At 56.1% G+C, this 26469-nt stretch carries 22 protein-coding genes and 1 pseudogene; 12 read left to right on the forward strand and 11 right to left on the reverse strand.

Annotated features, from left to right (window positions below):
• From AB7S84_RS03270 to AB7S84_RS03300, 7 genes and pseudogenes are all read right to left on the reverse strand, one after another.
• Positions 1 to 278 (reverse strand): annotated as a pseudogene (locus AB7S84_RS03270) (glycosyltransferase family 2 protein); the annotation flags it as partial.
• Between the two features lie 325 nt (positions 279 to 603).
• A complete protein-coding gene (locus AB7S84_RS03275) occupies positions 604 to 984 on the reverse strand; it encodes a hypothetical protein (RefSeq protein WP_020876912.1) in 381 nt (126 codons plus the stop codon).
• A gap of 475 nt (positions 985 to 1459) precedes the next feature.
• On the reverse strand, positions 1460 to 2536 hold the full coding sequence (locus tag AB7S84_RS03280) for a hypothetical protein (RefSeq protein ID WP_020876911.1): 1077 nt from the start codon (positions 2534 to 2536) through the stop codon (positions 1460 to 1462).
• 166 nt (positions 2537 to 2702) lie between these two features.
• Positions 2703 to 4088, reverse strand: coding sequence for a sigma-54-dependent transcriptional regulator (locus AB7S84_RS03285; protein ID WP_052018571.1), 1386 nt, complete (start codon positions 4086 to 4088; stop codon positions 2703 to 2705).
• The gene (locus AB7S84_RS03290; protein ID WP_144016487.1) at positions 4081 to 4575 is read right to left on the reverse strand and encodes a hypothetical protein; all 495 of its coding nucleotides are present in this window, start codon (positions 4573 to 4575) and stop codon (positions 4081 to 4083) included. Before AB7S84_RS03290 ends, AB7S84_RS03285 begins: the two co-directional genes overlap by 8 nt.
• A gap of 8 nt (positions 4576 to 4583) precedes the next feature.
• On the reverse strand, positions 4584 to 6029 hold the full coding sequence (locus AB7S84_RS03295) for a sensor histidine kinase (protein WP_020876908.1): 1446 nt from the start codon (positions 6027 to 6029) through the stop codon (positions 4584 to 4586).
• A 208-nt stretch (positions 6030 to 6237) separates the two neighbouring features.
• A complete protein-coding gene (locus tag AB7S84_RS03300) occupies positions 6238 to 7059 on the reverse strand; it encodes a M48 family metallopeptidase (RefSeq protein ID WP_428152895.1) in 822 nt (273 codons plus the stop codon).
• A 279-nt stretch (positions 7060 to 7338) separates the two neighbouring features.
• Between AB7S84_RS03300 and AB7S84_RS03305 the strand changes: the two genes are divergently transcribed.
• The 5 genes from AB7S84_RS03305 to AB7S84_RS03325 all read left to right on the forward strand — a co-directional run bounded on the left by AB7S84_RS03305 (position 7339) and on the right by AB7S84_RS03325 (position 14959).
• Positions 7339 to 7884: a gamma carbonic anhydrase family protein gene (locus tag AB7S84_RS03305; RefSeq protein WP_020876906.1), complete on the forward strand. Its 546-nt coding sequence runs from the start codon at positions 7339 to 7341 to the stop codon at positions 7882 to 7884.
• Positions 7885 to 8161: 277 nt separating this feature from the next.
• A complete protein-coding gene (locus tag AB7S84_RS03310) occupies positions 8162 to 8782 on the forward strand; it encodes a DUF3786 domain-containing protein (protein WP_020876905.1) in 621 nt (206 codons plus the stop codon).
• Positions 8783 to 8872: 90 nt separating this feature from the next.
• Positions 8873 to 11224: an SLC13 family permease gene (locus AB7S84_RS03315; RefSeq protein ID WP_020876904.1), complete on the forward strand. Its 2352-nt coding sequence runs from the start codon at positions 8873 to 8875 to the stop codon at positions 11222 to 11224.
• Between the two features lie 164 nt (positions 11225 to 11388).
• Positions 11389 to 12942: an acyl-CoA carboxylase subunit beta gene (locus AB7S84_RS03320; protein WP_020876903.1), complete on the forward strand. Its 1554-nt coding sequence runs from the start codon at positions 11389 to 11391 to the stop codon at positions 12940 to 12942.
• A 7-nt stretch (positions 12943 to 12949) separates the two neighbouring features.
• Positions 12950 to 14959, forward strand: coding sequence for an acetyl-CoA carboxylase biotin carboxylase subunit (locus AB7S84_RS03325; protein WP_020876902.1), 2010 nt, complete (start codon positions 12950 to 12952; stop codon positions 14957 to 14959).
• A 170-nt stretch (positions 14960 to 15129) separates the two neighbouring features.
• Here AB7S84_RS03325 and AB7S84_RS03330 read toward each other — a convergent pair whose 3' ends face one another.
• From AB7S84_RS03330 to AB7S84_RS03340, 3 genes are all read right to left on the reverse strand, one after another.
• Positions 15130 to 15345 carry a hypothetical protein gene (locus AB7S84_RS03330; protein WP_020876901.1) on the reverse strand — a complete coding sequence of 72 codons (216 nt, stop codon included), beginning with the start codon at positions 15343 to 15345 and terminating at the stop codon, positions 15130 to 15132.
• Between the two features lie 12 nt (positions 15346 to 15357).
• Positions 15358 to 15534 (reverse strand): hypothetical protein, encoded by a 177-nt coding sequence (locus AB7S84_RS03335; protein WP_020876900.1) that lies wholly within the window; start codon positions 15532 to 15534, stop codon positions 15358 to 15360.
• A 163-nt stretch (positions 15535 to 15697) separates the two neighbouring features.
• Positions 15698 to 16645 (reverse strand): NAD-dependent epimerase/dehydratase family protein, encoded by a 948-nt coding sequence (locus tag AB7S84_RS03340; protein ID WP_020876899.1) that lies wholly within the window; start codon positions 16643 to 16645, stop codon positions 15698 to 15700.
• 276 nt (positions 16646 to 16921) lie between these two features.
• On the opposite strand from AB7S84_RS03340, the gene AB7S84_RS03345 reads away from it, so the two are divergent.
• The 4 genes from AB7S84_RS03345 to AB7S84_RS03360 all read left to right on the forward strand — a co-directional run bounded on the left by AB7S84_RS03345 (position 16922) and on the right by AB7S84_RS03360 (position 20938).
• Complete coding sequence (locus AB7S84_RS03345) at positions 16922 to 17110, forward strand: hypothetical protein (protein WP_040415655.1); 189 nt, start codon at positions 16922 to 16924, stop codon at positions 17108 to 17110.
• Positions 17111 to 17145: 35 nt separating this feature from the next.
• A complete protein-coding gene (locus AB7S84_RS03350; protein WP_020876897.1) occupies positions 17146 to 17985 on the forward strand; it encodes an AAA family ATPase in 840 nt (279 codons plus the stop codon).
• 232 nt (positions 17986 to 18217) lie between these two features.
• Positions 18218 to 20032, forward strand: a complete 1815-nt coding sequence (locus AB7S84_RS03355; RefSeq protein WP_020876896.1) for a putative Na+/H+ antiporter — start codon at positions 18218 to 18220, stop codon at positions 20030 to 20032.
• 12 nt (positions 20033 to 20044) lie between these two features.
• A complete protein-coding gene (locus AB7S84_RS03360; protein WP_428152902.1) occupies positions 20045 to 20938 on the forward strand; it encodes a DMT family transporter in 894 nt (297 codons plus the stop codon).
• Between the two features lie 12 nt (positions 20939 to 20950).
• Here the strand turns inward: AB7S84_RS03360 and AB7S84_RS03365 are convergent, their stop codons facing one another.
• Positions 20951 to 22369 (reverse strand): sigma-54 interaction domain-containing protein, encoded by a 1419-nt coding sequence (locus AB7S84_RS03365; RefSeq protein WP_020876894.1) that lies wholly within the window; start codon positions 22367 to 22369, stop codon positions 20951 to 20953.
• A 469-nt stretch (positions 22370 to 22838) separates the two neighbouring features.
• On the opposite strand from AB7S84_RS03365, the gene AB7S84_RS03370 reads away from it, so the two are divergent.
• Genes AB7S84_RS03370 through AB7S84_RS03380 form a run of 3 tightly spaced genes read left to right on the forward strand, consistent with a single transcriptional unit; the run spans position 22839 to position 26465 of the window.
• Positions 22839 to 23897 carry a GNAT family N-acetyltransferase gene (locus AB7S84_RS03370; RefSeq protein WP_020876893.1) on the forward strand — a complete coding sequence of 353 codons (1059 nt, stop codon included), beginning with the start codon at positions 22839 to 22841 and terminating at the stop codon, positions 23895 to 23897.
• Positions 23887 to 25161, forward strand: coding sequence for an ATP-grasp domain-containing protein (locus tag AB7S84_RS03375; protein WP_428152905.1), 1275 nt, complete (start codon positions 23887 to 23889; stop codon positions 25159 to 25161). The genes AB7S84_RS03370 and AB7S84_RS03375 overlap by 11 nt, the downstream gene beginning before the upstream one ends.
• Positions 25155 to 26465: a diaminopimelate decarboxylase family protein gene (locus AB7S84_RS03380; RefSeq protein WP_020876891.1), complete on the forward strand. Its 1311-nt coding sequence runs from the start codon at positions 25155 to 25157 to the stop codon at positions 26463 to 26465. The genes AB7S84_RS03375 and AB7S84_RS03380 overlap by 7 nt, the downstream gene beginning before the upstream one ends.
• The last annotated feature ends 4 nt before the right edge of the window (positions 26466 to 26469 follow it).

Below are 26469 nucleotides of genomic sequence, written 5' to 3' on the forward strand. Positions count from 1 at the left end.
GCGCCCTCGTTGTACGCCGGCACGATAACCGAACAGAGGGGCAGCTCCTGATCGGTGCAGGCTGCTGCGGGACGGTAAGTGTAAACGAGATAGACGCGCCACACCAGGGCCGCCAGGGCGATCCAGAGGGAAATCCGGACCACGCCGACCGACCATGAGGTCTCCCGGTGGTAGACGAAAATTTCCAGCATCTCCAGATAGTCGCCCCAGAACACCCCATATGCGACCGGCAAAACCGCCAAAAGTCCAATGATGAGACCTTTGACGGATCGGTCCATCGTCCTCTGATCCAGCCATTTGGACCCGGCCGAGAGAAAAGACGATATTGAAGGACCACCCGGGACTTTAAACAAAGATGTTTTGTTTTTCAATGAAACACCATCCTTAAGCTAATGTTGCAAAGCGTTTTTTCGGATCCTGCGACGTCGAACACCGCACACGCCGGGCGAGAGCGGCCGATTTTTACAGCAGATCGCTTTGTCTGGACAAACCGCCGACGGTCAAATCGAAATCTCGCAGGTCGATTTCAAGTTTCAAAAGCGGAAAGGCGGCGCCGCCGCCTTTCCAGGTGATACATTCCAACGAGATGATGGACTGATATTCTTATTCAAGGATCGTGTAATCGTGCACTTCAACGGATGCCCGTCCCTCTTCTTCCAGGACGGTGCCTTTGATCTGGATTTTCTTGCCGATCATGGACTTCACTTCCGCTCCCTGACCCGTATCGGCCAACTCATAAACATACCCGCTGTCATCGACGAGTTGGCTGCTGTCATTGATCATTCCGGACACCACGATCTGATCACCGCCGGGCGCAACCGCTTCAGCATCGGTCCCGGGGTCCCGGGGTTCCATAACGCCGGACTTCCCGGTTTCAGCCTCGGACTTGTCTTCTCCGGACCAACCGGCATGCCCCGTACCGATCAGGGCCAATGTTATGGCCAATCCAATTGCAAGGACATACCATGCATACTTTTTCTTCATGGTGAGAACCTCCCTGATAAGGGTTCAATGGCTTATCCCCTGGCAAAGGCCGCTTCCGGGAGCTGCCGTAACGCTTCGAGCAGCAAAGCCGTTCGTTGCAACGTTGAGAAGCAACAAGCATGCCATATTTGGAATATATAAAAATAATACAATAAAAACAGTGAGTTTTGACACAATCGAAGGCACAACTCATGGATGCATGTGTAGGCAAAACCCTACAATATTTGCGGACGCTCTTCGCGGAAACACGCTAAGCAGCGGCCATCCCTGCTGAAATTCACTGAAGGGATTTTCCTTCATCGGATTTTCGGGGGGTGTCTGCAGGCGCAATCATGCTGCTTACGGGCTGTGACGGGCGTCGTGAAAGGCGTGATTCCGGCAGAAGCACTCATGCTGGAAGGCTGCCCATGGCTCCAGGATGTGATTTTCGGATGTATAAATAAAGGGGAGCAGTCGCTGAAACGGGTCGGAAAGGTTAACTCGGCTCGGTCAACAAGGTTCGAAATGCCGTCGGATCATGAGCAAACAACTGAATACTCTCCCTGAGACCGCGGCTTTCCACCACTGCAATGCCCTGTTGCAGGAAACGGTACTTGTCAAACCGGGCCTTGGTTTCGAGGTCGGCGTGAACCCACGCCATCGGAAGCGTTGGAATTCGTTTGATCACCACATCCGGGATGAGTTTGTAGACGAGGCCGCCCACAATGGCCTCCTCCACCATAAGCCACTCGTGCATCATCTGTTGAATTTCCGGCAGAGAAGGGCTCTCTTTTTTTCGGACTAACGCATCCATAATGGCCTTTTCCGTGTATTTTCGAAGCGCGATGTGCAGCGTCTCTTCCAAGGGCGTCATCAGCACGGTATATGGGTTGGCCGAAACACTTTTCCAGACGGTATGCCGGTCCCGAACAAATTCCCAGTCATGAGTCTCTTCCGAATACTGAAGATTGCTGGCGTAAGAGCCGACTTCGTTAACCGTCATCCGGCCGGAAAGACTGATCTCGATGCGTTTCCGGTCATTACCGCTGAATTGATACCGGGCGATATATTCCCTGGCAAGATCCTGGACAATAATCGCTTTAACGCCCTGATTGTCAACAAGGTTCGGACGCTCTTCAACAATCGTCGAGATGGAACAATAAGGGTTAACCAGGCCTGTTCGGGCCAACAGATCCTCGATGACTTCTCTGCAGTAGTCGGCGAACAATTCGGCGACGTCCCCTCGATTTTCCGGTGCATAAAGAAGCCTGTGGGACAGTTTCTCCAGGTGCCAACGAATTTTCCGGGTTCCCAGGTCGTCACGAATACGCTGGATCAGTTTCGAATGTGTGTTGAGGTACGCCAGGCTGGCGTTGTGGACGGTTTCTTCATAGTCCTCTTCAAAGTCGGTAAGCGCCATGAAATCAGGAGACTGATCAGATGGACGAAGCAGGTTCGGCAGATGGTGGTAGCTGTTGTCCTCGCCAAGCTGTGTCGCCCGACCTGAGCCCGCAACGAACACACCTGCGAATATCACGATCAACAGGGTTGAAAACACATTCAATCTATGCATCTTTCACACATCCCCGTTTCATTCTCTCCCTGACACATCGTTCTGACTCAACTGTCGACTTTCATGATGGTGAGCGGAAAGATACGGTCTATGAAAGTTGAGGGTCTTATTTCTTTTCGGCGGGATGCCGGATATCCGGAGTTTAGATTCCAATCTCAACGCAACCTCATCGTTTATCCCGGAAATCCATGGGATCCAATCCGTGCTTGCGAAGCAGAACATAAAAATCGGCCCGGTATTTGCCTGCTGTTTTCGCCGCTTGGCTGACGTTTCCCCCGCTTAGCTCCAAAAGCTGTATAAGATATTCTTTTTCAAAGGTTTCCTTGGCATCCCGAAAAGACGGAATGGTGTCTTTCTCATCCATCGGGCCGGTAATCAGGTCCGAAGTGATCGTATCACCTGCAGCCATGGCCACCGCATATTCCATTACGTTTTCCAACTCTCGCACATTGCCCGGCCACTTCGATTCCATCAACTTTCGGACGACGGCCGGCTCAATTGTTTTTATGGATTTGCCCGACCCTTCACTGAATTCGGCAAGAAAATGTTCGGCCAACGGCAGGATATCCTCCTTTCTGTCCCGAAGCGGCGGAAGTAAAATGGGAATCACATGGATCCGGTAAAAAAGATCCTCGCGAAACAATCCTTCCTGTATCCGCTTCTCCAGGTTACGATTCGAGGCCGCGATGATCCTGACATCGACCGTGATCTTTTTGTTGCCGCCCAAAGGATAAAATTCCCGCTCCTCCAGAATACGAAGGATCTTGGCCTGCATGGGAAGGGACAATTCGGATATTTCATCGAAGAAAAAGCTGCCCCCGTCGGCTCTGGCAAACAGTCCTTCCCGCCGCCGATCGGCGCTCGTAAAGGCACCCTTCTCATAGCCCAGCAGTTCGCTTTCAAGCAGATTTTCAGGGATCGCGGCACAGTTGATCGCGATGAACGGACCGGACTTTCTCGTGCTGAGGCCATGAAGACACCGGGCGATCAACTCCTTGCCGGTTCCGCTTTCACCTTCGATGTACACATTGGCATCGGTCACGGCGGCCCGGGCGACCTTGGCCAGCACGGCTTTCATGAGGCTGCTTCTGGCGATAATCCGGGCACAGGCCCCGGGGAGATCTCCAGCATCGGTCTCGAATGGACTTTTTCCGCGATCCGGTACGGCTTTTTCCAGGCAGGCTGCAATCTGTTGAAGCAGTTCTTCGCCGTCAAACGGCTTGGTCAGGTAATTGGATGCACCGCGCTTCACGGCATCCACCGCTTTTGCGATGGTGCCATATGCGGTCAGGATAATCACGGGCAGATCCGGTTGCGCCACCTGCAGTTTTTCCATCAGGGATACGCCGTCTTCGCCGTCCAGCTTGTAATCAATGACGGCAAGATCGATGATGTTGTCTTTTGCCAACGCCAGGGCTTCTCGACCGTTGGCAGCCGGCAGCACGCGGTAGCCGTGGGAACCGAGCCGCATTCTCATCACCTCGAGGATGCTCGGTTCATCATCGACCGTCAATATGGTGGCGGTGTACCGCTGGTCCTTTACATCATTCATGAGGAGATTCGTCACCGAGTTTGGGAGGTTGAAGTTCAAGATCCACAGCCTTCAGTTGCTCGAGCTGTCTTTCCAGCATTCGGATCTCTTTACGCTGGGATTGAATGATTTTCTTCAGGTCTCGGGTCTCGGTTTCGCGGGCCGAGAATTCATTCAAGGCAGCGGCCCAACACCGGGAAGCCGGGCCGTATACCGCATCCGGAAATGAAACCTCCAGCGTTTTGAAACAACGAATCGCGTCGTTACGAATGCCCGCGGGGTTATCCGGAGCCGACAGCACGATACCCAGAAGATGCACGGCCCGATCGGAAAATCGTCCACTGCAGCAGGATATCGCCTCTCTGACGGCATTCATTGCGCCTGAATAGTCTTTTTTATCCAGGAATAATTCCGCCTGATCCAGCAACCGCGATTCCTGTCGATCCTCCGGGCTGTAGGGCTCCGGCACCAAAGGCCTGGGAGCCGTCCGGCATCCGATCGTCATCATCAGAAACATTAAGCATGCGGCAAAGAAAAGTAAAACGTGCTGCCGGTGCCTTTTTTGCTTTCCACCCATATGGTGCCTCCATGGGCCGTCACAATGTGCTTAGCGATCGCTAAACCCAGACCTGAGCCCCTTGGGATATCTTTTCCTTTTTCAATACTTCTGAATTTTTCAAAAATACTTTCAAGATGTTCCGGATCGATTCCACAGCCCGTATCGGCGACGGAAACCAGGATGTTGTCCCGGCCGGACTCCGAAACCAGGATTTCCAGGGCAACGCTGCCTTCGGAATCCGTGAACTTCAAGGCGTTGCCGATCAGGTTTTCAAGCAGTTGATTCAGCTTCTCCGCATCCGCCACGACCGGCGGCAGGTTTGGCCGGGGATTGAAATGCAGGCGAATTTTTCTGGCCTGTGCGATAGGGCTGAGCTTGAAAACAGTGGACTGAATCACATCATTCAGGTCGATTTCCTCAAATTCATAATCCATCATCCCGCTCTCCATCCGGGACAAATCAAGGATGCGGTTGACTGAAACGATGAGCCGCTTGCATTCATCACGAACGATTGTCAGCAGACGGCGGCTACTTTCCGGATCATCCTGGAAGGTGCCGGCGATCAGCATCTCAGAGGCTTCCCATATGGCGGTCAGCGGTGTCCTGAGGTCATGGGACACATGACTGACAAAATCCTCCTTCAGTTCATCAAGCGCTTTGAGCCTCTCGCTCATGACGTTGAAGTCTTCAGCCAGGTTACGGATTTCCGGAGGGGCCCGCATCACCTCCACGGTTACGAAGCGGCCGGCGGCAATCTCGCGCGTTGTACGCTGGAGCGCCAGAATGGGGCGGACGATGCGCCTCGTGGTCAGCAGAGAAATCACGAGGCCTGCCAAAATACAAGCTGCCGCGAAACCCACGGTCAATCGGAAAATCCTTGCGCTGATGGTTTGGGATTGACGGATTTTCTCGTTTCTTGCCTTGTTGCCCGCCAAAAAAATCTGATTCAGGGATGCGGTAATCTTATGAATCCGCTTATCTCTTTCAGACACATAGCCCGCGGAAGGCGCGACATCGGACCGGGTTGCCAGGATATCCACCCGCTTGAAGTATTTTTGACTCAATTCCTGGGCATGTTGGAGAAAACGCTTCGATTCGGTTTCGGAAAGAAGTGCGCTCAGTTTTTCCAGCTGTTTCAGAAATTCCTGCCGCCGTTTTAAAAAAAGCGCATAGAAATCCTTGTCTCTGGAGATCCAGTATTTTTTTTCAAGAGCGACCAGACCATAAAGTCCTGTAGACAAGGATTCCGCCATCAAAATAACGTCGCTGTCGACGCCGGCCGCAAGATGAGTGATCCGGGTGAGTTGGTTGAGTTGGAACGCGGTATAACCGCCGAAGGAAAGCACCATGAACATGATCGCCAGGTAGCCTGCCGTCAGGCGTTGAAAAATTGTCAATCTCATAACCTTCGGTTCATCCCCCGCATCTGATATTATATTGATATCACACTGGGCGCGCTCAATAAACACCTATTGAAGTCGGCGGTCCTTGACGACATGAACATCACCAGCGTGCACATCCCCAGGGATGCAGCGGTGAAGGTTAGGGGAAAAGATCATTCAAGACCGAAAATATCGACCGCCAAGGCCGAGTCAATGGCTCGGCCGGTCTCTATACGCCAAAAGGCCAAAACATTTTCAGCCGGCGCCAAATCCGGTCCTTAAGAGACAATTCCGTCGATACACGAGGATCGTACCCGTCCGCCATCAGCCGGTTTGCCCGTGTTCCCGGGGATGGGTGACTCGACAGGAAGGAGTGGCCGTTGCCCAGGGTCGCTAATTTGTTCAGAGCGGAAACAGCAGGCTGTCGGTCATATCCCCGTTTTCTCAAATAGAGCACACCGTAATCATCCGCCTCCCGCTCTTCCTGTTGGGAAAACTGGGCGTTGAGCAACGTTTCGGCAAACGCCCCGACGGCGGATCCGGCGATGGCACCGATCCCGTTTTGCTGAGAGGCGATCGCCTTCCGGACGGCGCTGCCGGCATAGGCCAACATGATCTTTTCCTTGATGTGTTTCGCCGCCACGTGGCCCATCTCGTGACCGATCACAAAAAGCAGTTCGCGATCGTCCAGAAGATCCATCAACCCGCCATAAATCCGGATGGTCCCGTCAGCCATGGCAAAGGCGTTGACCGTGGGCGAGAGATAGACCTTGAAATTGAATCCTTGACCGTCGTATCCGGCATCGTCGCCGACCAACCGGCGAAGCCGTCGCGCAAGAGGATGATCATGCGGCGCCACTGCGTGTTTCAGGTCCGATTCCCGGGCGACGCGAGCGGCCAGGCGCGCCACCTCTTCGTCGTCCAGGGTGACGGCCCGGACGGCATCGGCCCCGGCCTGAATCGCCAGATTGACATCGGTATCCTCGCACCCGACGACAAGCATGCACAGCATGACCAAAACCGATAAAAAGCTTCTATTCGCAGATTCCATATGCGGTGCTCTACATTTTTGAAGATCTGGTCCATCATTACCAGACACCCGTACCGGTTCAATCCACGCGCACCGGCTTTTTCCACTTCTGGATCAGCGGCCCGGACTGTTTGAGGGCAAGCGAGTTTCCGGAAATGTCAACCCCCTCAATTTTTCATTCTCTTTCTCGACATTTTATGCTAATTTGCCCATAATTTCCTCTTATCAAGGATGCGGGCCCCGGATCACCACCGGTTTGTAAAGTCTGAATACCACAAAACTCTCAAGGGAGCAGCCCCTATGTTGTATAAATTTGACGGGAAAACACCAAGGGTTTCCAAAACCGCGTATATCAGTGAAACCGCCACGGTCATCGGGGACGTGACCATCGGTGACAATTGTTACATAGGGCATGGTGCCATCCTGAGAGGCGATTACGGCAGAATTGTCATCGAATACGGAACAGCCGTCGAGGAGGGCGCAATCGTGCATGCGCCCCCCAATGAAGAAAATCGCATCAAGGACCAGGTCACCATCGGACATAATGCCGTTATTCACGGGGCGGTTATTGAAAAAATGGCGGTTGTTGGAATGGGTGCCATTACGAGTTTGTGGTCGGAAATCGGCGAAGGCGCCATTATCGCTGAAGGCGGTGTCGTCAAAGCACGACAGATTGTTCCGCCGATGGTCGTGGCAGCAGGCAATCCGGTGAAAATCGTCCGGGAGGTCAGCGAGAAAGACACTGAATTCTGGCGCTGGGGCAAAAAATTATATATCGAACTGGCTGAACGATATATCCAACATCCAATGGAACCGGTTACGGCGGTGTACCCTCCATCGGATTGAGGTTACCACCGCCGATTGACAAATAATCCTGAATAACATCGGACACAGATGCCTCTCCCCTTTTATCGCCCGGCCGGACGAACGATCCGCCCCTGACGAAAAGGAAACAGCAGCGTTGCGCATCCAGAAGACACTTTTCGATGAGAGAAATCCTGTCTGTCTCAAAACCAATGCTGCCGCACAAATTGTCTTACCGTATATCCCTGCCGGTCCTCGGCATGAAGCGCATCCGGAATTGGACTACTGATGTCACGCAAGAAAAGCATGGAAGAAAATGATGTCGAATCCATCAGATACCATAGAAAAAAATTATCAGCATTACCTGGCGCGCCTATCAGAGATCGACTTCGCCGAGATCGGAAAAAAGCCGGGTATTGAGTATGACGCCGGGGTCATAACCCTGCCTTTTTTCAACACGCGTTTTTTCATTTCCAACGGCGGCATCGTGGATGCATCCGGGAATCGCCCCGAGTATTCGGTCATGGTGATTCTTTCAAAATATCTACTGTCCTATCCGGACGTCCTCCATCATGAGACGGACTGGACGGCCTTCAAGGATTTCAAAAAGATTGCACAGTTTACAAACGTCAACTATTTTGCCAGCGACACCGTAAGGGCCATTGAAAACCATTTTTCGAACCGCCTGAAGGATCTCGAAACGGCGTGTGCCGAACTGAACGGCGTTCACCAGGAAATGGAAACGGCATACGATGTGTCTGTCCGGTTCGATGCATTGCCTCACATCGCGCTGTTGCTGCTGTTCAATGATCGTGATGACGAATTTCCCGCAACATGCACCGTACTGTTTCAGAAACGCGCGGAATATTATCTCGACCCAGAATCGCTGGCGATGACCAGCGCCTATCTGGCTCGACGCTTGAGGCAACAGGCTTGTTGAGTTTTTTTAATGGAAACCTCGACTTTCGGCTTTTGTTAGTTTCGCCCCCTGTTATGAAATCTGATTCTCACCAGTTTTAAGGAGCACTTTTTGTCATTTGACCTCATTGCACTGTTGACGATTGTCTCGACGGCATTCGTATTGTTTATCGGCGGCTGGGTACGGGTCGATGTGGTGGGGCTGCTGGTCCTGGCGGCCCTGGCGTTGACGGGACTGGTCACCACGGCGGAGGCACTGGCCGGCTTCAGCAGCCCGGCGGTGGTCACCGTCTGGGCTTTGTTCATTCTGTCGGCGGGGCTCACACGCACCGGCATCGCCCATCAGCTCGGACAGCCGTTGCAGCGCTTTTCCAAAAAGAGTGAAGCCGTGCTCATCGTGGCCTTGATGACCGCCGCAAGCCTGCTGTCCGCCCTCATCAACACCGTGACGGTGGCCGCCATTCTGCTGCCGTCGACCATGGAGCTGGCAAGGCGGAGCGAGCGGCCGCCCTCCCGACTGCTCATGCCGCTGGCCCTCGGATGTCTCCTTGGCGGTCCGTTTACCGGTATCTCCACACCGCCCAACATTCTAGTAACCGACGCGCTCCGAAATGCCGGCCTGGAACCTTTCGCCATCTTCGATTTCACACCCATCACCGCGGTTATCGTGACGGCCGGCATCGCCTTCATGGTACTCATCGGCCGCCGTCTCCTCCCCCGGCACACTACCGGCGGAGATACCGGCGATCGCCGAACATTGGGGGCCTCCTACCAACTTGATACACATATCTTTACCACACACATTCCAGCGGGATCGCCCCTTGACGGCCGCACCCTCGCCGAGAGCCGACTGGGGTCGGCCCTTTATCTGACGGTGCTGGCGCTCAAACGTAAGGGCATCATGATGCTCGCACCCCGTCCGGAAAGCGTGCTGCAGTCGGGAGACATTCTTATCGTGCACGGTAACCCCGACATGGCGCAACGCTATCATGGCAGTCTGCACCTCCAGGTCGAATCGTTAGACCGGGTTAAAGATTTTTTCCCGAAATGCCTGCAAGCAGCCGAGGTCCTGATCCCCGAAGGATCGCCGCTCATCGGATCCACCCTGGCGGAAAGCGGCCTGCGACGGGAGCATCGCGTTCACGTCATTGCGCTCCACTGTCCCATCGAAGGCGATGTCCAGAACCTGCGACGTCACAAAATCACGGCAGGCGATCGGCTGTTGTTACAGGGGGAACCGGAAGCACTGGAAGCGCTGTCGCGTCAGGAGTTCGTCTCGGCATTACGTTTCGTGGCGGCGGACGACCTGAAATCCCTTGCCGGCGGCCGCACCGAGCTGCTCTCGGTGCGGGTTCCGCAGGGCTCGGTCCTGGCCGATCACGATCTGGTGGAGAGTCGCCTGGGAAACGCATTCGGTCTTACCGTCGTCGGTCTTGTGCGGGATGATTCTCTGTTGTGCATGCCTTCTCCAACCGAAAAGGTGCAGGCGGGCGATCTGCTTGTGCTCCAAGGCTCTGCCAGGGATCTTCAAGTACTTGAATGCCTGCAGGATCTGGAGATCGAAGCCCAGTCCCCGACGCTGATTGCCGAGCTGGAATCCCAGCAGATCGGTGCGACGGAAGTACTGCTCTCCCCAAGGACCACCCTTGCGGGACAAACGCTTGCCGAGTTGCTGTTTCGTGAACGTTACGGCATCAGTGTGCTGGCCGTCTGGCGCAGGGGCCGCGCCTATCGCACCGGGCTTCAGGACATGCCGCTGCAGTTCGGTGACGCCCTACTGGTTTATGGAAACAGACGCAACCTGGAGGCCCTGGCCCGCAACCCCGATTTTCTCGTTCTGGACGAGGCCGCCGCGCGGGCACCCCGTCTGGAAAAAGCGCACATCGCCGTGGCCGTTATGCTGGCCGTCCTCTTGAGCGCCATTCTCGGCTTTGTTCCCATTTCAATTGCCGCCGTCGCCGGGGCGACCGTAATGGTACTTTTCGGATGCCTGAGCATGGAAGAGGCCTATCGGGCCATCGAATGGAAGGTGGTGTTTCTGATCGCCGGCATGTTGCCGTTGGGGGCGGCCATCGAAAATACCGGAGCAGCCCAGATGGGAGCTTCGGCGCTGATCGCCGCAGTCGGGGATTTCGGCCCTCGATGGGTGGTCGCCGCCCTCTTTACCGTGACGGTAATCGGCACGCAGATCATCCCCACGGCGGCGTTGGTCGTGTTGATGACGCCGGTGGCACTCAGCGCCGCCGACACCTTGGGGATCTCGCCGCATCTGTTAATGATGACCGTGGCCATATCGGCTTCCTCGAGCTTTGCCAGCCCCTTGTCACATCCTGCCCATCTGCTGGTTATGAGCCCGGGGGGCTATCGCTTTCTCGATTATGTGAAGGTCGGCGTTCCCATTACGATCATTTCGCTGCTCGTGTCGGTCGGATTGCTTCCCATTCTGTGGCCGCCCCACGGATAGGCAGTCGAATGTTCCGTCCGCGCCAGCACTTCCGGCGTACGAAGAGCTTTACTTTCGAGTTCCGGTTCTGATAATTTATTTTTTCATCTTTCAACTTTCATGATGGTGACCCGATAGCGGTGCCGGGCCCCAAACTTTCCCATTCTTTCGAAAAGGCAATGACCATGGATGCCCAATACAGTGCCACCCTTGAAACCCTCGAAACACTGCGGGCCGAGTCCCTGGCCGCAGGCGGCAAACGAAAAATCAACGCCCAGCACGAAAAGGGCAAGCTCAGCGCGCGGGAGCGGATCGATCTCCTTTTGGACGAAGGCACTTTCGAAGAATTCGATGTGCTCAAAACCGGACGCGGCGGGGCTTTGGAGGCTGAGAAAACCTACGCCGGCGACGGTGTGATCACCGGTCACGGCTCCATAGACGGCCGCGAGATCTTCGTGTTCAGCCAGGATTTTACCGTCATCGGAGGTTCCCTTGGAGAGGCCCATGCACAAAAAATCTGCAAGGTGATGGATCTGGCCGTCAAGGTGGGCGCGCCCATCATCGGCCTGAACGACTCCGGGGGCGCCCGCATCCAGGAAGGCGTAGATGCTCTGGCCGCCTACGGCGAAATCTTTCACAGAAACGTCGAAGCCAGCGGCGTCGTACCCCAGATATCCTGCATCATGGGCCCCTGCGCCGGCGGTGCGGTTTACAGTCCGGCCATCACCGATTTTGTTTTTATGGTGCAGGAATCTTCGTACATGTTCGTCACCGGGCCCAGCGTGGTCAAAACCGTCACCCACCAGGATATCACGGCGGAGGATCTGGGCGGGGCCGGGGTCCATGCCAGGGAAAGCGGCGTTTCCCACTTCACCCTCCCCAACGACGTGCTTTGCCTGCGCGAGGTTCGGCGTCTTATCAGCTATCTGCCTTCCAACAACCGACAAAGGGCACCGCTGTTGGACCTGCGCGATCCGGCGGACCGCACCGACCCGGCCCTTGACTATCTCATTCCCGGAAACCCCAACCAGACTTACGACATGAACGTGCTGATTTTCAGCATCCTCGACGGTGCCGAGTTCATGGAGGTCCACTCGGATTTCGCCCGCAACATCATCTGCGGCTTCGGCCGGTTGGGCGGCCAGACCGTCGGTCTGGTGGCCAACCAACCGGCAGTCCTCGCCGGTGTCCTGGACACCGACGCCTCCTTCAAGGCCGGTCGATTCGTCCGTTTCTGCGACGCCTTCAACATTCCTCTCATCGCCCTGGTGGATGTTCCGGGCTTCATGCCCGGCCCCGATCAGGAGCACGGCGGAATCATCCGCCACGGCGCCAAGCTGCTCTACGCCTTCACCGAAGCCACGGTGCCGCGTATTTCCGTTATCGTCCGAAAAGCATACGGCGGGGCCTATCTCGTCATGAACTCCAAACACATCCACTGCGACGTCAACTATGCCTGGCCGTCGGCGGAGATCGCGGTCATGGGGCCCAAAGGCGCCGCCGAGGTGATCTACCGCAGAGAGATTCAGTCCGCCCAGGACCCGGATGCGGTTCTGAACGAAAAAATGGCCCACTACCGCCGTACCTTCGCCAATCCGTTTCTGGCGGCCCAACGGGGCTATATCGACGACGTGATCTTTCCCCGCGATACTCGCCACCGACTCATCCGCACCCTGCAGGTGTTGGAAGGCAAGGAAGCCAGAAGGCCGAAACGCAAACACGGAAACATTCCCCTGTGAGGCATGCATGTTCGAGAAGATTCTGATCGCCAACCGCGGCGAAATCGCCGTCCGCATCATCCGCACCTGCCGAAAATTGGGCATCGGCACCGTAGCCGTCTATTCCGACGCGGACAGCCGAAGCCTCCATGTGCAAACGGCCGATGAGGCCGTGCACATCGGAAAGCCCCATGCCCAGATGTCCTATCTCAACGCCGACAAGATCATCTCCGTCGCCCAGGCCGCCGGCTGTCAGGCCGTTCACCCGGGCTACGGCTTCCTCTCGGAGAACCCCGCCTTCGCCCAAAGCGTCATGGAGGCCGGGCTCGTCTTCATCGGTCCGCCGGCCGCCGTCATCGCCGCCATGGGCGATAAGATCGCGGCAAAGGCCTTGGCCGTCAAGGCCGGCGTTCCGATCATCCCAGGCCACGCCGATGCGCTGGACACCGAAGACGATGCCCTGGCCGCGGCGGACGCCGTCGGCTATCCGATCCTGCTCAAGCCTGCGGCCGGCGGGGGCGGAAAAGGGATGCGCATCGTCCGAAAACCCGAGGAAATGAAAGCCGCCTTTTCGGCCGGCCGCCAGGAGACCCTGAAGTCCTTCGGGGACAGTCGGATTTTCCTGGAACGGTATATCGAAAAGCCGCGGCATGTGGAGATTCAGATCCTGGCCGATGCCTTCGGTGGTGTCGTCCATCTGGGAGAGCGGGAATGCTCCATCCAGCGCCGCTACCAGAAGATCATCGAGGAGTCGCCGTCCCCGGCCGTCTCCGAGGCCTTGCGCCGGCACATGGGTCAAGCCGCCTGCGACCTGGCCCGACAGGCCGGCTATGTCAATGCCGGAACGGTGGAGTTCGTTCTGGACGAACACGACGAATTTTACTTTCTGGAAATGAACACGCGGCTCCAGGTGGAACATCCGGTCACTGAAATGGTCACAGGACTGGATCTTGTGGCGCTTCAAATGGAAATTGCCGCAGGGGAAAGGCTCCCCTTCGACCAGGAGGGCATCACTTTCACCGGCTGGGCCATGGAGGCGCGCATCTGCGCCGAAGACCCCGATCGGGGATTCATCCCGTCCACCGGCATGATCACCCGTTATGCGGAACCCAGGGGAAGCGCCGTCAGGGTCGACAGCGGCGTCCAGACCGGGAGCTACATCGGCGTCTATTACGACTCCATGATGGCCAAGGCCATCTGCTGCGGCAATGACCGGGAGGAAGCCCGTATTCGGCTGGTGGAAGCCCTGAACGGCTATCACATCGAGGGCGTGGTCACCAACATCGATTTCGTCAACAGCATCCTGTGCCATCCGGCATTCGTCCGGGGAAACCTGGCCACGGACTTCATCGATCGGCACTTCGAAGGCAGCCGACCGAAAATTTCCGAGGACCGCAGGGCGTTGGAATTAGCGGCTCTGACGGCGGCATTGATCTACCATGTCCGCACAGTTGCCGTCCGCGATTCCCTCCGGCCCATGGTGTCGCGGATCGGCGGGAAAAAAGCCGTGGAGAGCGCCCACCGTTACACTGTCCGGTCTGGAAACGAGGTGATGGACATCCTTCTCGAGGGCGTAACGGCCGGCCGCCACTGGACCGTCCATGTGGGATCCACGGTCTACGCGGTCGAAACGCCCGAGTTCGAGTTCTATCGTCGCCGTCTCAACCTCACTATCGACGGCAGGATACACCGCTTTCGGCTGCGGGTTGAGCAGTCCTTCATTCACGTCGCATTCAGCGGCATCACCCGCGTCTTCGAAATTTATACGCCCCGGGAGTGGGATCTCATGAAATACATGCCCACCCGAATCGAACGACCCGCAGACAACGTTCTCGTCTGCCCCATGCCCGGGCTGGTAGTGGGAATTCCCGTCCAGCCGGGAGACCGGGTATTCCGCGGACAGTCCCTGGTAGTACTCGAATCCATGAAGATGGAAAGCGATGTGGCCTCCCCGGTGGACGGCATCGTCTCGGAGGTCGTCAGCGCCGTCGGTCAGGCGGTGGAGGCCGGCGACGTGTTGATTCGGTTTCAGGCCTGAGGTAGCAAGCAATCCATCAATTTATACGGATAACGACGTGCCGCAGCCTTCATCGAAGGCGGGGCATGAAGAATTGGCACGAAACACGCGATGAAATCCAAGGGCCGCGGGCTTTTCAGCAACGAAAAACCGCGGCCCTTATGAACACGGGAAAGGTCCGTGCGAGAGGGTCAGTGCAGACCAAATCCCATGGATGCGTATTCACGAATGCTTTGACGGGCTTCGGTCAGGGTCTTTCCCAGATTCCAGGGTTCCATGAAGCCCTCCAGGTTCAATTTCCAACCGTCCTCATCCTGAAAAATATCGGCGTCCTCGCAGGACATGCCACAACCTTCCTCGCCGAGGACTTCATAAAGCGTTTTCAGGAGTTCGGTTTTATCGTTCATAAAAACCTCCTATCAAATGCCGCAAATTCCCATTTTGCAGTCTCGCCCCCTGGCCCGGCTGATCACGCCGCAGGCAAAGCCCAAAGGGACAATGGCCGCAAGAGCGATAAGCGCGTAGGGCAGAAAAAGATTGAACATCGTAAAGACAATCAATATCGCCACGGCGAGACCGGCGCATATGTTCAACATAATCCACCTCCTTGGGTGTCGGATTTTTGCGATCGCCTTTTCCGTCAATTCCCGGTTGAGAGCCGTCGTCATTCCGAATCGTATAATAAAAACCTAATCACGACCCCACCGCCGTCAAGCCGATTAAACGCCGACATCGATTCCGGCGGCCGCCTTCCCGAACTCACGAGCGCTTCGATATGTTGACGAGCATGTCATGGGTCATGGCGGCCAGATCATACCGCGGGGCCCACCCCCATTCCTCGCGGGCAGCGCGGTCATCCAGGCTGTTGGGCCAGGAGTCGGCGATCCCCTGGCGAAGAGGATCGACGTCGACATCGAGGCAGAATTCGGGGATGAACCGTCGGATCACGGCAGCGATACTCTCCGGAGAAACGGTCATGGCCGTGATGTTGAAGGCATTGCGGTGTTTGAGCCGTCGGGGGTCCGCCGCCATGATCTCGACGGCCGCCCGAAGCGCATCGGGCATGTACATCATGTCCAGTCGCGTGTCGGCTCTGAGGTAGCAGGTATAGCGTCCGCGGCGAACCGCCTCGACATAGATCTCCACGGCATAATCGGTGGTTCCTCCTCCGGGAGGCGTTTTGTATGAAACCAGTCCGGGATAACGGACCCCGCGGGTATCCACCCCATACCGCTTGAAGTAATAGTCGCAAAGCAGCTCGCCGCTCACCTTGGTGACGCCGTAAAGGGTCGACGGCCGCTGAATGGTCACCTGAGGCGTCTTGTCGAGGGGGGTGCCGGGGCCGAAGGTAGCGATGGAACTGGGGGTGAATACAGCGCATTGATGTTCCCGCGCCACCTCGAGGACGTTATAAAGACCGCCCATGTTGACCTGCCAGGCACGTTGAGGATCTTTTTCCGCGCTGGCCGACAGCACCGCCGCCAGGTGATAGATCGTATCGATCCTGTAACGTTTCACCAGATCGGCGACGGATTCAATCCGGGTGCATTCGATGAAATGAAAGGGTCCGGATTCCCTGAAGGACGGATCGGGCGGCTTCGTGTGGCCGGCGGCCACGACATTGTCGTTTCCGAGAATCCCTCTGAGATACACGACCAGTTCCGATCCGATCTGTCCGACAGCTCCGGTGACCAGAACTCTTTTCATCAGTCCTCCTTCCGGTTTTGCCCTGACGACGGCGGTTGACGGATCAACCGTCGCTCCTGGGCGTGAACCTGCCGCCCCCTTTCGGGAAATGCTTTCCGACCTCGACGAGGGACGAATCATTCCGTGTTTTATGGGAAGATTCCATAATATACTCTAGTGCACGTTCAATTTCATGTCGACCACAAAACCAACACGATGTAACACTTCCCTCTCGCGCCTCCCAAATCAAAGCATATTTCCATTCTGCCTGTCATAACATATGGCCTATGTTGAAATATGAAGCAAGTAATCGGCGATCATGGCCTTGCCCGCACCGAAAAAAAAACTGGCGTGACGCCCGGAGAATATGCCATGATGGCGGTCATCGACACGGGTTGCGGCATGGGCAAGAATGCAACGATCCTGATCGTGAAAGACGACATGGCGGTGCACCGCCTGACTATGAGGCTGCCTCACCATGTCTGAGCAATGTCAACCCATTTAAGACGAGGATTATCATTATGGCTATCATCACTATTTCCAGAGGATCATACAGCCGCGGAAAGGACGTCGCGGAAATGCTGGCCCGCAAGTTGGGGTATGCATGTCTATCCCGCGACATCCTCCTTGAGGCTTCCGATGAATTCGATATCCCTGAAATAAAGCTCGTGAGAGCGCTTCATGACGCTCCTACGGTATTGGAACGTTTTTCACACGGCAAGGAGCGATATGTCAACTACATCCGATCCGCCCTCCTCCTGCATGTTCTGAAGGACAATGTCGTCTATCACGGCCTGGCGGGTCACTATCTTCTTTCAGACATCCCCAATGTTCTCAAGGTCAGAATTATCGCCGACATGGAGGATCGGGTTCGAGAGGAGATGAAAAGAGAGAACATCTCAGCCGAAAAAGCTCGGTATATCTTAAAAAAAGATGACGAGGAGCGAAGGAAATGGAGCCTTCAGCTTTACGGCACGGATACCTGGGACAGCCGGTTGTATGACATGGTCTTGAACATCAAAAATCTGACCGTGGATGACGCCGTCGACATATTGGCCGAAACCGCCCAAAAGCCTATTTTCCAAACCACGTCGGAATCGAAACAGATTCTCGAAAACCTGGCGCTGGCGGCCAGAGTTCAGATGAAATTGACAAAACTCGACCCGACGATCAGCGTCTCAGCCGAGAATGGGATGGTAAACATTGCAAACATCAACAGGACGTCGGCCGACAATAGCGCCGCTCTGGCCGAAATTAAGCGGCTTGCCGAAAGCGTTCCGGGTGTGAAGGAGGTCGTCTTACAGCACTTCCCCACACAAAAGCAGGAAAAGAACATCAATCCGTTCCACAACGTCGGGTGAAACGATACAGCGGAGCGTCTCGATTCGATCGACGCTCCGGACGACTTTCGGTGCCGGCCTGGTCACGTCGCCGGAGCACTTTGGGTTGAAGAATTGACAGCGTTGCTTTAGGGTCTTGGCATATTTAAGATGTTCTGATAAAAACAACTCATCGTTTTCAATCCTGCTTCCACAACGCCACGATGCCGCGCCTTTCTATAGCATCGGCGACGAAAACCGACGGAGGACGCATATGCCCCGAACATGGAGAGTCTTTCTGTTTTGCCTCGTCATCACCTTCTGGGCTGCGTCTTTGTTATCCGCAGCTATCGCTCAAGAGCCCGCATTTCCGCGTAATCTCACAAGCTACGACGATCCCGTCCACGACGGCATCACGGCGGTCTTGAAACACCGCATCGCAATGGAGCCGTTCAACCTGGCGGCTACCTTGATCTTCTTCGCCGCCATCATTCATACCTTTCTGGCAAGCAAATTCACAGCCATTGCCCACCAGTGGGAGCGTGAACACGATCTTCGGATCAAAAACGGCCAGGCACCGCGAAATTCGGTTCACCACGGCGCCGAACTCTTTCATTTCCTCGGCGAGGTCGAGGTGATCTTCGGGGTCTGGGTCGTGATTCTCGTGGCCGCCATCACCTACTTTCACGACTGGGGAACCGTTGTCAATTATATCAGCTCCACCGTCAATTTCACCGAACCGGTCTTTGTCGTGGTCATTATGATCCTGGCGGCCACTCGCCCCATTCTGAAGCTTTCCGAAACGATCATGCTGAAGGTCGCCAATCTGTTCGGCGGGACTCTCAAATCCTGGTGGTTTACCATTCTCACACTGGGACCGCTTCTGGGCTCCTTTATCACCGAACCGGCCGCCATGACCATTTCGGCCCTTCTGCTGGCGCGTAAATTTTATGAACTCGAGCCAAGCGAACCGCTCAAGTACGCGACCCTGGGGCTCTTGTTCGTCAACATCTCGGTAGGGGGAACACTCACCCATTTCGCCGCTCCGCCCGTTCTGATGGTAGCGAATGTCTGGCACTGGGACACGTCATTCATGATGCTTACCTTCGGATGGAAGGCCGCCACAGGCATCCTGATCGTCAACAGCGTCTATTTTCTGATCTTCAAGGATCAAATGGCGGAGTTGGAAGACAAGTTCGCGGTTCGAAGCCTCCGGGACCATATCCGCGCCACCTATCTGAGCAGAGACATGGTGGAGGCCGAATTCGACAAGGTCGGCGGCCTCATCAACGCACAGCGCCAGATCTTCGCCACCGTCCAGCAGCAGGTCAGCACCGTCGCCCAGGAAATTCGAAGCCGCCTCCTCACTACCTATCTGACCGAGGGCCTGCCGCAAGGAGTGGATCGCGCATTGGCCTGCGAGGCGTTCGATCAGCGCTTCAATGAAATTCTCCTCAATCGCATGCGAGAGAACCTCCCGGGACTTTTGCCGGAGGAAGACCGCGCAGAATTCATCGATCCTGACTGGGATGAACGGGAAGACCCGGTACCCTTCTGGATCATGGTGATCCATGTCCTCTTCATGGGCTGGACCATCCTCAACGCCCACCATCCCGAACTCTTCATTCCAGGGCTTCTCTTTTTCCTGGGGTTTGCCTCGGTCACCGCACCATTCCAGAATCGGATCGAACTCAAACCGGCCATTCTCGTCGGTTTTTTTCTCGGCGGTCTCGTTATCCACGGCGGTGTTCAGGGGTGGTGGATTCAGCCCGTACTGTCAAACCTGTCCGAGATTCCCCTGATGCTCGGGGCGGCCGTGCTGACGGCCTTCAACGACAATGCCGCCATCACCTTTCTCAGTACCCTGGTGCCCGACTTCACCGGCTCGCTCAAATACGCCGTCGTCGCCGGCGCCGTCAGCGGTGGCGGACTGACCATCATCGCCAACGCGCCCAACCCGGCCGGGCAATCATTGTTAAAGAAATATTTCGAAAACGGCATATCTGCGGTGGGATTGTTGAAGGCCGCCCTCCTCCCGACAGTGATCATCCTGCACATTTTCATGGTCTTCCTCGCCGTCTATCGATAGGGGGACGCAAAAATGGCAAACAGACGAGGACACCTGGGCATGATCATCCACACGCTGATTGTCGCGGGATCTTTTCCGGTAGTGGCGGCTATCACTCCCGGGATCGACTCCACCGTCCTCACCTTCTGGCGATTCCTGTCGGCCACGCTGGTGTTCTCTTTCATGCTGCTGTTTCTCAAGGAAGCACGGCGCAGACCGAAGCTCCGGGACCTGGGACGATATGCCGTCGTCGGCGGCAGCTACGGTTTTTTCTTCATCCTGATGTTCGAGGCCCTCAAATCGACGACTCCCATCAACACCAGTACCATCTATACCACGGTGCCTCTGATGACGGCGCTCCTGGGCGGACTCCTGGGGGAGCCGGTCCGACGCCTTCAATTGGGAGTCCTGGGGCTGTCCATGGCCGCCGCCGTATGGGTTATTTTCCGAGGCGACTGGGAGCGGATGGCGACTCTGGAACTGTCCCGGGGAGATATGCTCTTCTTCCTCGGCACCCTCAACCTTGCCGTCCATGTGCTCGCCCTCAAAAAACTCCAGCGGAATGAATCCAAGGTACGATTTACCTTCTACAGCCTGTTGACCGCCACCCTGGCCCTTTTGGTTGCGACCCTCGTTAAAACCGGATTTCCTGCGTTTCCAAACGCCTCGGTTTGGCTGGGACTTGCCTATCTTGCGGTACTTTCCACGGCCGTAACCTTCTGGATAATTCAGTTTGCCGCCGTGAGGCTCGGGCCCAATCGTGTTGTTGCCTATACCTTCCTGACGCCGTCGGTCGTAGCCGGCATGGAATGGGCCATGGGAAGCACGGATATCGGGTGGGCCGTTCTGCCGGGTATCGCCCTTACGTTGATCGCCGTATGTTTCCTTCAGATGTCCGCCGTCTCGGGGGAAAACCCTTCGCGGTAAACCGCGCCGCGGTTATCGTTTAAAATCCTCTTTGCGAATGCCAAAGGTCTTCATCTTGTCATACAGCCCCCGAGGGTGAATGCCGGCAATACGTGCGGCCTTCCCGACACGGCCCCCGGTCTTCCGGAGTACCATTTCGATGTAGCGCCGCTCGAGGTGACTCACCATCTCGTCCCGGACCTCGGGCAGCGTTCTGCCTTTCCACGCAGTCTCCAGGTTCGGCAAACCGCCGTCCAGGATCCGGGTCGACAAGACACCGTTGTCGTGGAATACCGAGGGTAAATCCCGCACTGAAATTTCACTGTCGTGGCAGATGAGAATGGCCCGTTCAATGACGTTCATCAGTTCCCTGACGTTTCCGGGCCATTCATAATGACTCAACGCCTTCATGGCCGCGTCGGATATCCCTTCCACGTCCCGACCGATCTTGTATCGGTAAAGATCGAGAAAATGACGGGCCATGTGAGGGATATCCTCCTTGCGTTTCCGAAGGGGCGGTATCGTCAGGGTCACCACGCTCAGCCGATAGTAGAGGTCCTTCCGGAAATTTTTCCGGGTCACCTCCTTTTCCAGATCGCGATTGGTGGCGGCGATCACCCGGACATCCACCCAAATGGGACTCTCGCTGCCGATGGGCTTCACCTCGTAATCCTGCAGAACCCGAAGCAGTTTCGCCTGAAGGTGGAGCGGCATCTCACCGATCTCATCCAAAAAAATCGTTCCGTTGTGGGCCAGCTCAAAGGTTCCCCGCCGGGATCTGACAGCGCCGGTGAATGCCCCCTCCGCATGCCCGAAAAGCTCGCTTTCCAGTATCTGTTCGGGCAGAGCGGCCGTGTTGACGGCAATGAAGGGGCCTGTAGCGCGGGGGCTTTCAGCGTGGATAGCCTTGGCCAGGTGCTCCTTGCCGACACCCGTCTCCCCCATGATCAACAGCGGTGAATTGCTTGTGCTCACCTGCCGAACCTCGTCGATGAAGATCCGCATGCTGTCGCTTTCCAGGACAAAATCCGACAACTGCGGCTTTGTCGGATGCTTCGGATGAAAGCGATTCAGTTGGATCAACTGTCGCCGGGATTCCAGGGTCGTCTCGATGGCCTCGAGGAGTCGCTTCTTCGAAACCCCGGAAAAAAGCACCACGTCGGCGCCGGCGGCCACGAGTTGAGCGTGTTCCTCGGAGGAATCCCCATCGTGGAGGATGACCGTCGTCGGGTTTTCCGGCAGATCATTCAGCATGGCAATACCGGATTCCGAAGGTCGGGGGATGATCGACTCGCTGATGACGATGATGTCTCCGCAGCTGCGCATGACCTTCTGCCAGGGAGAAACGAGGTTCCCAAAGGATTCCACGCGGATATCCGAGAGGGAAAAGCTCTGGGCCAGATATTTCTGAAGCCGTTTGTCCTGGACGGCCAGGACCAGTTTAATCAACATACGCGCTCCTCAAATACGGTATGATCATACCGATAATATCCTGAAATACGTGTTCCGAGCCACATATCACGTCCGATCATCATGAATATTTTAATCTTGTTATCAAATTGTTACAATCGACCTTTTCCCTGATCCTCTGCCGAACCTGCGCCGTGTCGGCAATGCCTGTCCATGATCCGACAATATCAGCACCTATATACCATTTTCAAAAAATAATAGTATATAAATACTTTTTTCTTTGCCGGCGGCAACGGTGCTGAAATCTTTCCTTTCATGATCTATTGTCATATCAAAAGGATATCTTATTTATAATCCCTGGCATGTTTTGTGCCTAACCGATTGTCGGACATTCCTGAACGTCTTCTATCCGGACGTTTCAGGTTGAAAGCCCTGGCCGATCGAACCCGTTTGGATCGTTGTCCATATCGGAAAATCGAATTTTACGAATGCATCATCCCAAGGTGTTGACATGCTGAATATCCGAAAGCTTGAAGACTTCGACCTATGCAGAAGAATCTGGGAGAACGCCCGTCCGGTGGAAAATATCTTCGATTTATGGCCGGTACGGACCTGTTTTGCCGCCGCCTTCGATCGGGAGCCTTTTTTCATCGTGGCCGAGGAAAACGGTCACACCGTTGGATTGCTGCCTCTCAGCCGGATGGACGACCCGGAAAGCTTCGGTTTTTTTCCGGGAGAGTTGTGGGCGGGCAAAACCTGGCTGGAACAGAACCGGATCACCGCAGCCGATACAGGCGTCGCGAGGGCTCTCCTGGACCGTGTTCCCGGCAGCGTGCATCTGCGCTACATGTCCCACGCCGCCCTGGTTTCCGAAATTCAGCCCCTGGAGCTGGATGAGGTCGGCTACCTTTTTTTCCCCGGACGATACCAGTATCGGTTCGATGCCTATCTGCAAGAATTCAAAGGAAAATCTCGCAAAAAGATCGGTCGGGAGATGGCCGCCGTAACAGCGCCCGGAATCGCCTACCGCTACAACGACCTTAGCGATGTCGATCCTTTTTTTCGAATGAATCTCGAGGCCTTCGGCAGTCGTTCCTATTTCAGCGACCCTCGGTTTCTCAAGTCTTTCGAAAAAATGATGGCGTGGCTCTACGCCCAGGGGATGCTTCGAATTACCACGATACTGATCGGCGGAAGGATTGCAGCCGTGGACGTCGGGGCCGTCCTGGATGTACCCCGAAAGGGTTCGAACTACACGGTGCTGGCCGGCGGCACCAACCCCGAATTCCCCGGCATCGCCAAGCTGATCAATTTCCATCATCTGGAATGGGCCTGCCGGATGAGATTGGACTCGGTCGACTTTCTGTGTGGGGATTTCGGTTGGAAAGAGCGTTTCCACCTCACCCCACGGCCGCTTTATCAACTCCGGATTTCCGTTCAGCAGGAAGCAAAACAGCTGCAGATTTGCCCGAGGATGCGCTTCCCGTCCCGGATAACCACGCCTGCCGATATGCATCGACGCCCCCAGGCGATCGGATCCCGAACCCGGAGCGCCGAAAGTGTCTGCTGATCCCCGGGTGCTCGTCGTGGGTACCACCACCGATTACATCGATTGGATTCGCCGCACCTCACCCGGGAGGGCTTTTTTCCTTACCGACCCCGGCGTCCGGCATCAGGCGACGGAACCTTCTCCGCCTTCCGACGAGGAGATTCTCTGTGACCTGACGAATACGCCTCAGGTACTGAACGCCCTGGAACGCCACCTGGAGGACCGGCGACTGCAACTTTCCGGCATTGCCTGCTTCGACTGTGAATCCATGATCCTGGCCGCTGTCGTCGCGAGTATCCACAACCTGCCCTACCCGTCCGTCGAGGCGGTGCGACGGTGTCGGGATAAGGCCGCGACAAAAGCGGCCTGGAAGGTACGAGGGATTCCTTGTCCCCAGGCCCGTCGCATATCCTCGATCGAGGCCGCTGAGGCCTTCAGCCGGGAAACGAAAGGAACGATCGTTCTGAAGCCCGCCACCGGCAGCGGCAGCGAGTTGGTCTTCGCTTGCCGAGGGCCGGAGGAGAGCCGGACGGCATTCACGGAAATCGAAAGAGGACTCCGCCGCAGGCAACACAGTCGGATGTACAGGGTCGATCCGGCCGAAGGTCCCGTCATCATCGCGGAGGAATTCATTGAAGGGGAGGAGTTCAGCTGCGACTTCATCATTGAAAACCGTCAAATCCGGATTATCCGCCTGACCCGAAAGATTCGCTCTCCCAAGGGTCCCTTCGGCACCATCCGGGGGTATGTCCTGATCGACGATCTTCCAGGCGACATTCCGGCGACGAATCTCCGTCGTCGACTTCGGGAAGGCGCCGAAGCGCTGGGGATCTACAAGGGAGTCTGTATGGTGGATCTGATCGTCAGGAATGGTGACATCCGGCTTCTGGAGTTGAGCCCGCGGCCGGGGGGAGACTGCCTTCCCTTTCTGATCCGGGAATCCATGGGTATCGACATGCTGAAGCTCTCTCTCGATGTTGCAGAAAATCGGCAGATCGCATTGAAGTCGCATAACCCGCTGAAATCGTACGTCGGCCTCCGTCTTTTTGCCGATAGGCCGGGGGTGGTGGAGGAGATCGACTGGCGCCGCCTGGCCGCAGATCCCCGGGTTTCCCAGGTCACCATCATCCGGAAGCCTTCGGATACGATCCGGATGCCTCCCGAGGACTACGACTCATGGCTCCTTGGCCACGTCATTTTCACCCCGTCTGAAAACGGGACGGAACTAACGCGCCAGTGCGACGACCTGGCCGGTCGGATAGCGTTGAGAATGGCGCCATGCTGAACGACGCCCACGTTCCCATCAAACCGGCGGACCTCGACCGGATCATTGAACAGTCCCTGCCGCCCTTTCCCGAAGCATCCCTCGCGGCCTTCGTGCGCCGTCATTTTGACCGACGCACTTTTTATCTGGACGTCATCCGGCACCATCCTTCTCCCATCTACCTCCTTGAAACCTCGGTGTTGAAGGAACGCGCACGCCGCTTCATCCAGGCCTTTCAGGACGTTTTGCCGGAGACGGGGTTTTATTACGCCATGAAGAGCAACAATCACCCGGCGGTTGCCGCGACATTGATGTCACAGGGATTCGGACTGGATGTGTCAGGCGGTCCGGAATTAGCCGCAGCCATAGATCTGGGGGCAAAAGACATCATTTTCAGCGGACCGGGAAAGACGACGGCAGAGCTTGACATGGCGATCGATCACGCCGACAGCGTAACGATCCTCCTGGACAGTTTCGGTGAGTTGTCACGTCTGGAGGCGGCAGCCGCATCACGAGGACGCCGGATTCGTGCGGGTGTCCGCCTGACCACCAACGCCGACGGACTCTGGCGCAAATTCGGGATCGCACCGGAACGTCTCGTCGCCTTTTTCGACACCGCCCGGAACTGTCCTCATGTACGACTTCAAGGACTTCAGTTCCACACTAGCTGGAATCTCTCTCCCGACGCCCAGACCGCCTTTATCGAGCTGCTGAGCAGGATTCTGCGGAAAATGCCGGAAGCCTTTCTTGCGCAGATCGCCTTTATCGACATCGGCGGGGGCTATTGGCCTGAACAGGGCGAATGGCTCCACTCCGGCGGAACACCCGAAGGGTTGATCCGAAAAGCCATGGGACAGACCGTTGCAACCGCCTCGCCTCGATACCGGATACCGTCCCTTCCCATCGAAAAATTTGCCGAGACATTGGGACCGGTCGTCCAAAGCCGGCTCCGGTCCCTTACCCCCTGCCGGATCTGTTTCGAGCCCGGCCGCTGGCTCGTCAATGACGCCATGCACATCCTCGTTTCGGTGGTCGACCGGAAGGCGCCCGACCTCGTCATCACCGACGCCGGTACCAATGCGGTGGGCTGGGAGCGTTACGAAACCGATTATTTTCCCGTGCTCAATCTCTCCCGGCCGGCAATGACCGAGCACCATTGCCATATCCTGGGGGCACTCTGCACCCCCCACGATGTCTGGGGTTATGCTTACTGGGGAGAGGCCATCATGCCCGGCGATCTTCTGCTGATCCCCACCCAGGGTGCTTATACTTACAGTCTCCGGCAGGAATTCATCAAGCCCTTGCCGACGATGGTGGTAATATGAGGGC

Origin of the sequence: Desulfococcus sp. (assembly GCF_050178255.1) — a bacterium.
GTDB classification, from domain to species: Bacteria; Desulfobacterota; Desulfobacteria; order Desulfobacterales; family Desulfococcaceae; genus Desulfococcus; species Desulfococcus multivorans.

Excerpts from the sequence above, each read along its gene's own strand:
- AB7S84_RS03340 (WP_020876899.1), bottom strand. The coding sequence starts at position 16,645 with ATGAAAAGAGTTCTGGTCACCGGAGCTGTCGGACAGATCGGATCGGAA.
- AB7S84_RS03365 (WP_020876894.1), bottom strand. The coding sequence starts at position 22,369 with ATGTTGATTAAACTGGTCCTGGCCGTCCAGGACAAACGGCTTCAGAAA.
- AB7S84_RS03330 (WP_020876901.1), bottom strand. The coding sequence starts at position 15,345 with ATGAACGATAAAACCGAACTCCTGAAAACGCTTTATGAAGTCCTCGGC.
- AB7S84_RS03345 (WP_040415655.1), top strand. The coding sequence starts at position 16,922 with ATGAAGCAAGTAATCGGCGATCATGGCCTTGCCCGCACCGAAAAAAAA.
- AB7S84_RS03360 (WP_428152902.1), top strand. The coding sequence starts at position 20,045 with ATGGCAAACAGACGAGGACACCTGGGCATGATCATCCACACGCTGATT.
- AB7S84_RS03335 (WP_020876900.1), bottom strand. The coding sequence starts at position 15,534 with ATGTTGAACATATGCGCCGGTCTCGCCGTGGCGATATTGATTGTCTTT.
- AB7S84_RS03285 (WP_052018571.1), bottom strand. The coding sequence starts at position 4,088 with ATGAATGATGTAAAGGACCAGCGGTACACCGCCACCATATTGACGGTC.
- AB7S84_RS03355 (WP_020876896.1), top strand. The coding sequence starts at position 18,218 with ATGCCCCGAACATGGAGAGTCTTTCTGTTTTGCCTCGTCATCACCTTC.
- AB7S84_RS03310 (WP_020876905.1), top strand. The coding sequence starts at position 8,162 with ATGTCGAATCCATCAGATACCATAGAAAAAAATTATCAGCATTACCTG.
- AB7S84_RS03380 (WP_020876891.1), top strand. The coding sequence starts at position 25,155 with ATGCTGAACGACGCCCACGTTCCCATCAAACCGGCGGACCTCGACCGG.
- AB7S84_RS03295 (WP_020876908.1), bottom strand. The coding sequence starts at position 6,029 with ATGAGATTGACAATTTTTCAACGCCTGACGGCAGGCTACCTGGCGATC.
- AB7S84_RS03275 (WP_020876912.1), bottom strand. The coding sequence starts at position 984 with ATGAAGAAAAAGTATGCATGGTATGTCCTTGCAATTGGATTGGCCATA.
- AB7S84_RS03370 (WP_020876893.1), top strand. The coding sequence starts at position 22,839 with ATGCTGAATATCCGAAAGCTTGAAGACTTCGACCTATGCAGAAGAATC.
- AB7S84_RS03280 (WP_020876911.1), bottom strand. The coding sequence starts at position 2,536 with ATGCATAGATTGAATGTGTTTTCAACCCTGTTGATCGTGATATTCGCA.
- AB7S84_RS03320 (WP_020876903.1), top strand. The coding sequence starts at position 11,389 with ATGGATGCCCAATACAGTGCCACCCTTGAAACCCTCGAAACACTGCGG.
- AB7S84_RS03305 (WP_020876906.1), top strand. The coding sequence starts at position 7,339 with ATGTTGTATAAATTTGACGGGAAAACACCAAGGGTTTCCAAAACCGCG.
- AB7S84_RS03290 (WP_144016487.1), bottom strand. The coding sequence starts at position 4,575 with ATGATGACGATCGGATGCCGGACGGCTCCCAGGCCTTTGGTGCCGGAG.
- AB7S84_RS03350 (WP_020876897.1), top strand. The coding sequence starts at position 17,146 with ATGGCTATCATCACTATTTCCAGAGGATCATACAGCCGCGGAAAGGAC.
- AB7S84_RS03300 (WP_428152895.1), bottom strand. The coding sequence starts at position 7,059 with ATGGAATCTGCGAATAGAAGCTTTTTATCGGTTTTGGTCATGCTGTGC.
- AB7S84_RS03325 (WP_020876902.1), top strand. The coding sequence starts at position 12,950 with ATGTTCGAGAAGATTCTGATCGCCAACCGCGGCGAAATCGCCGTCCGC.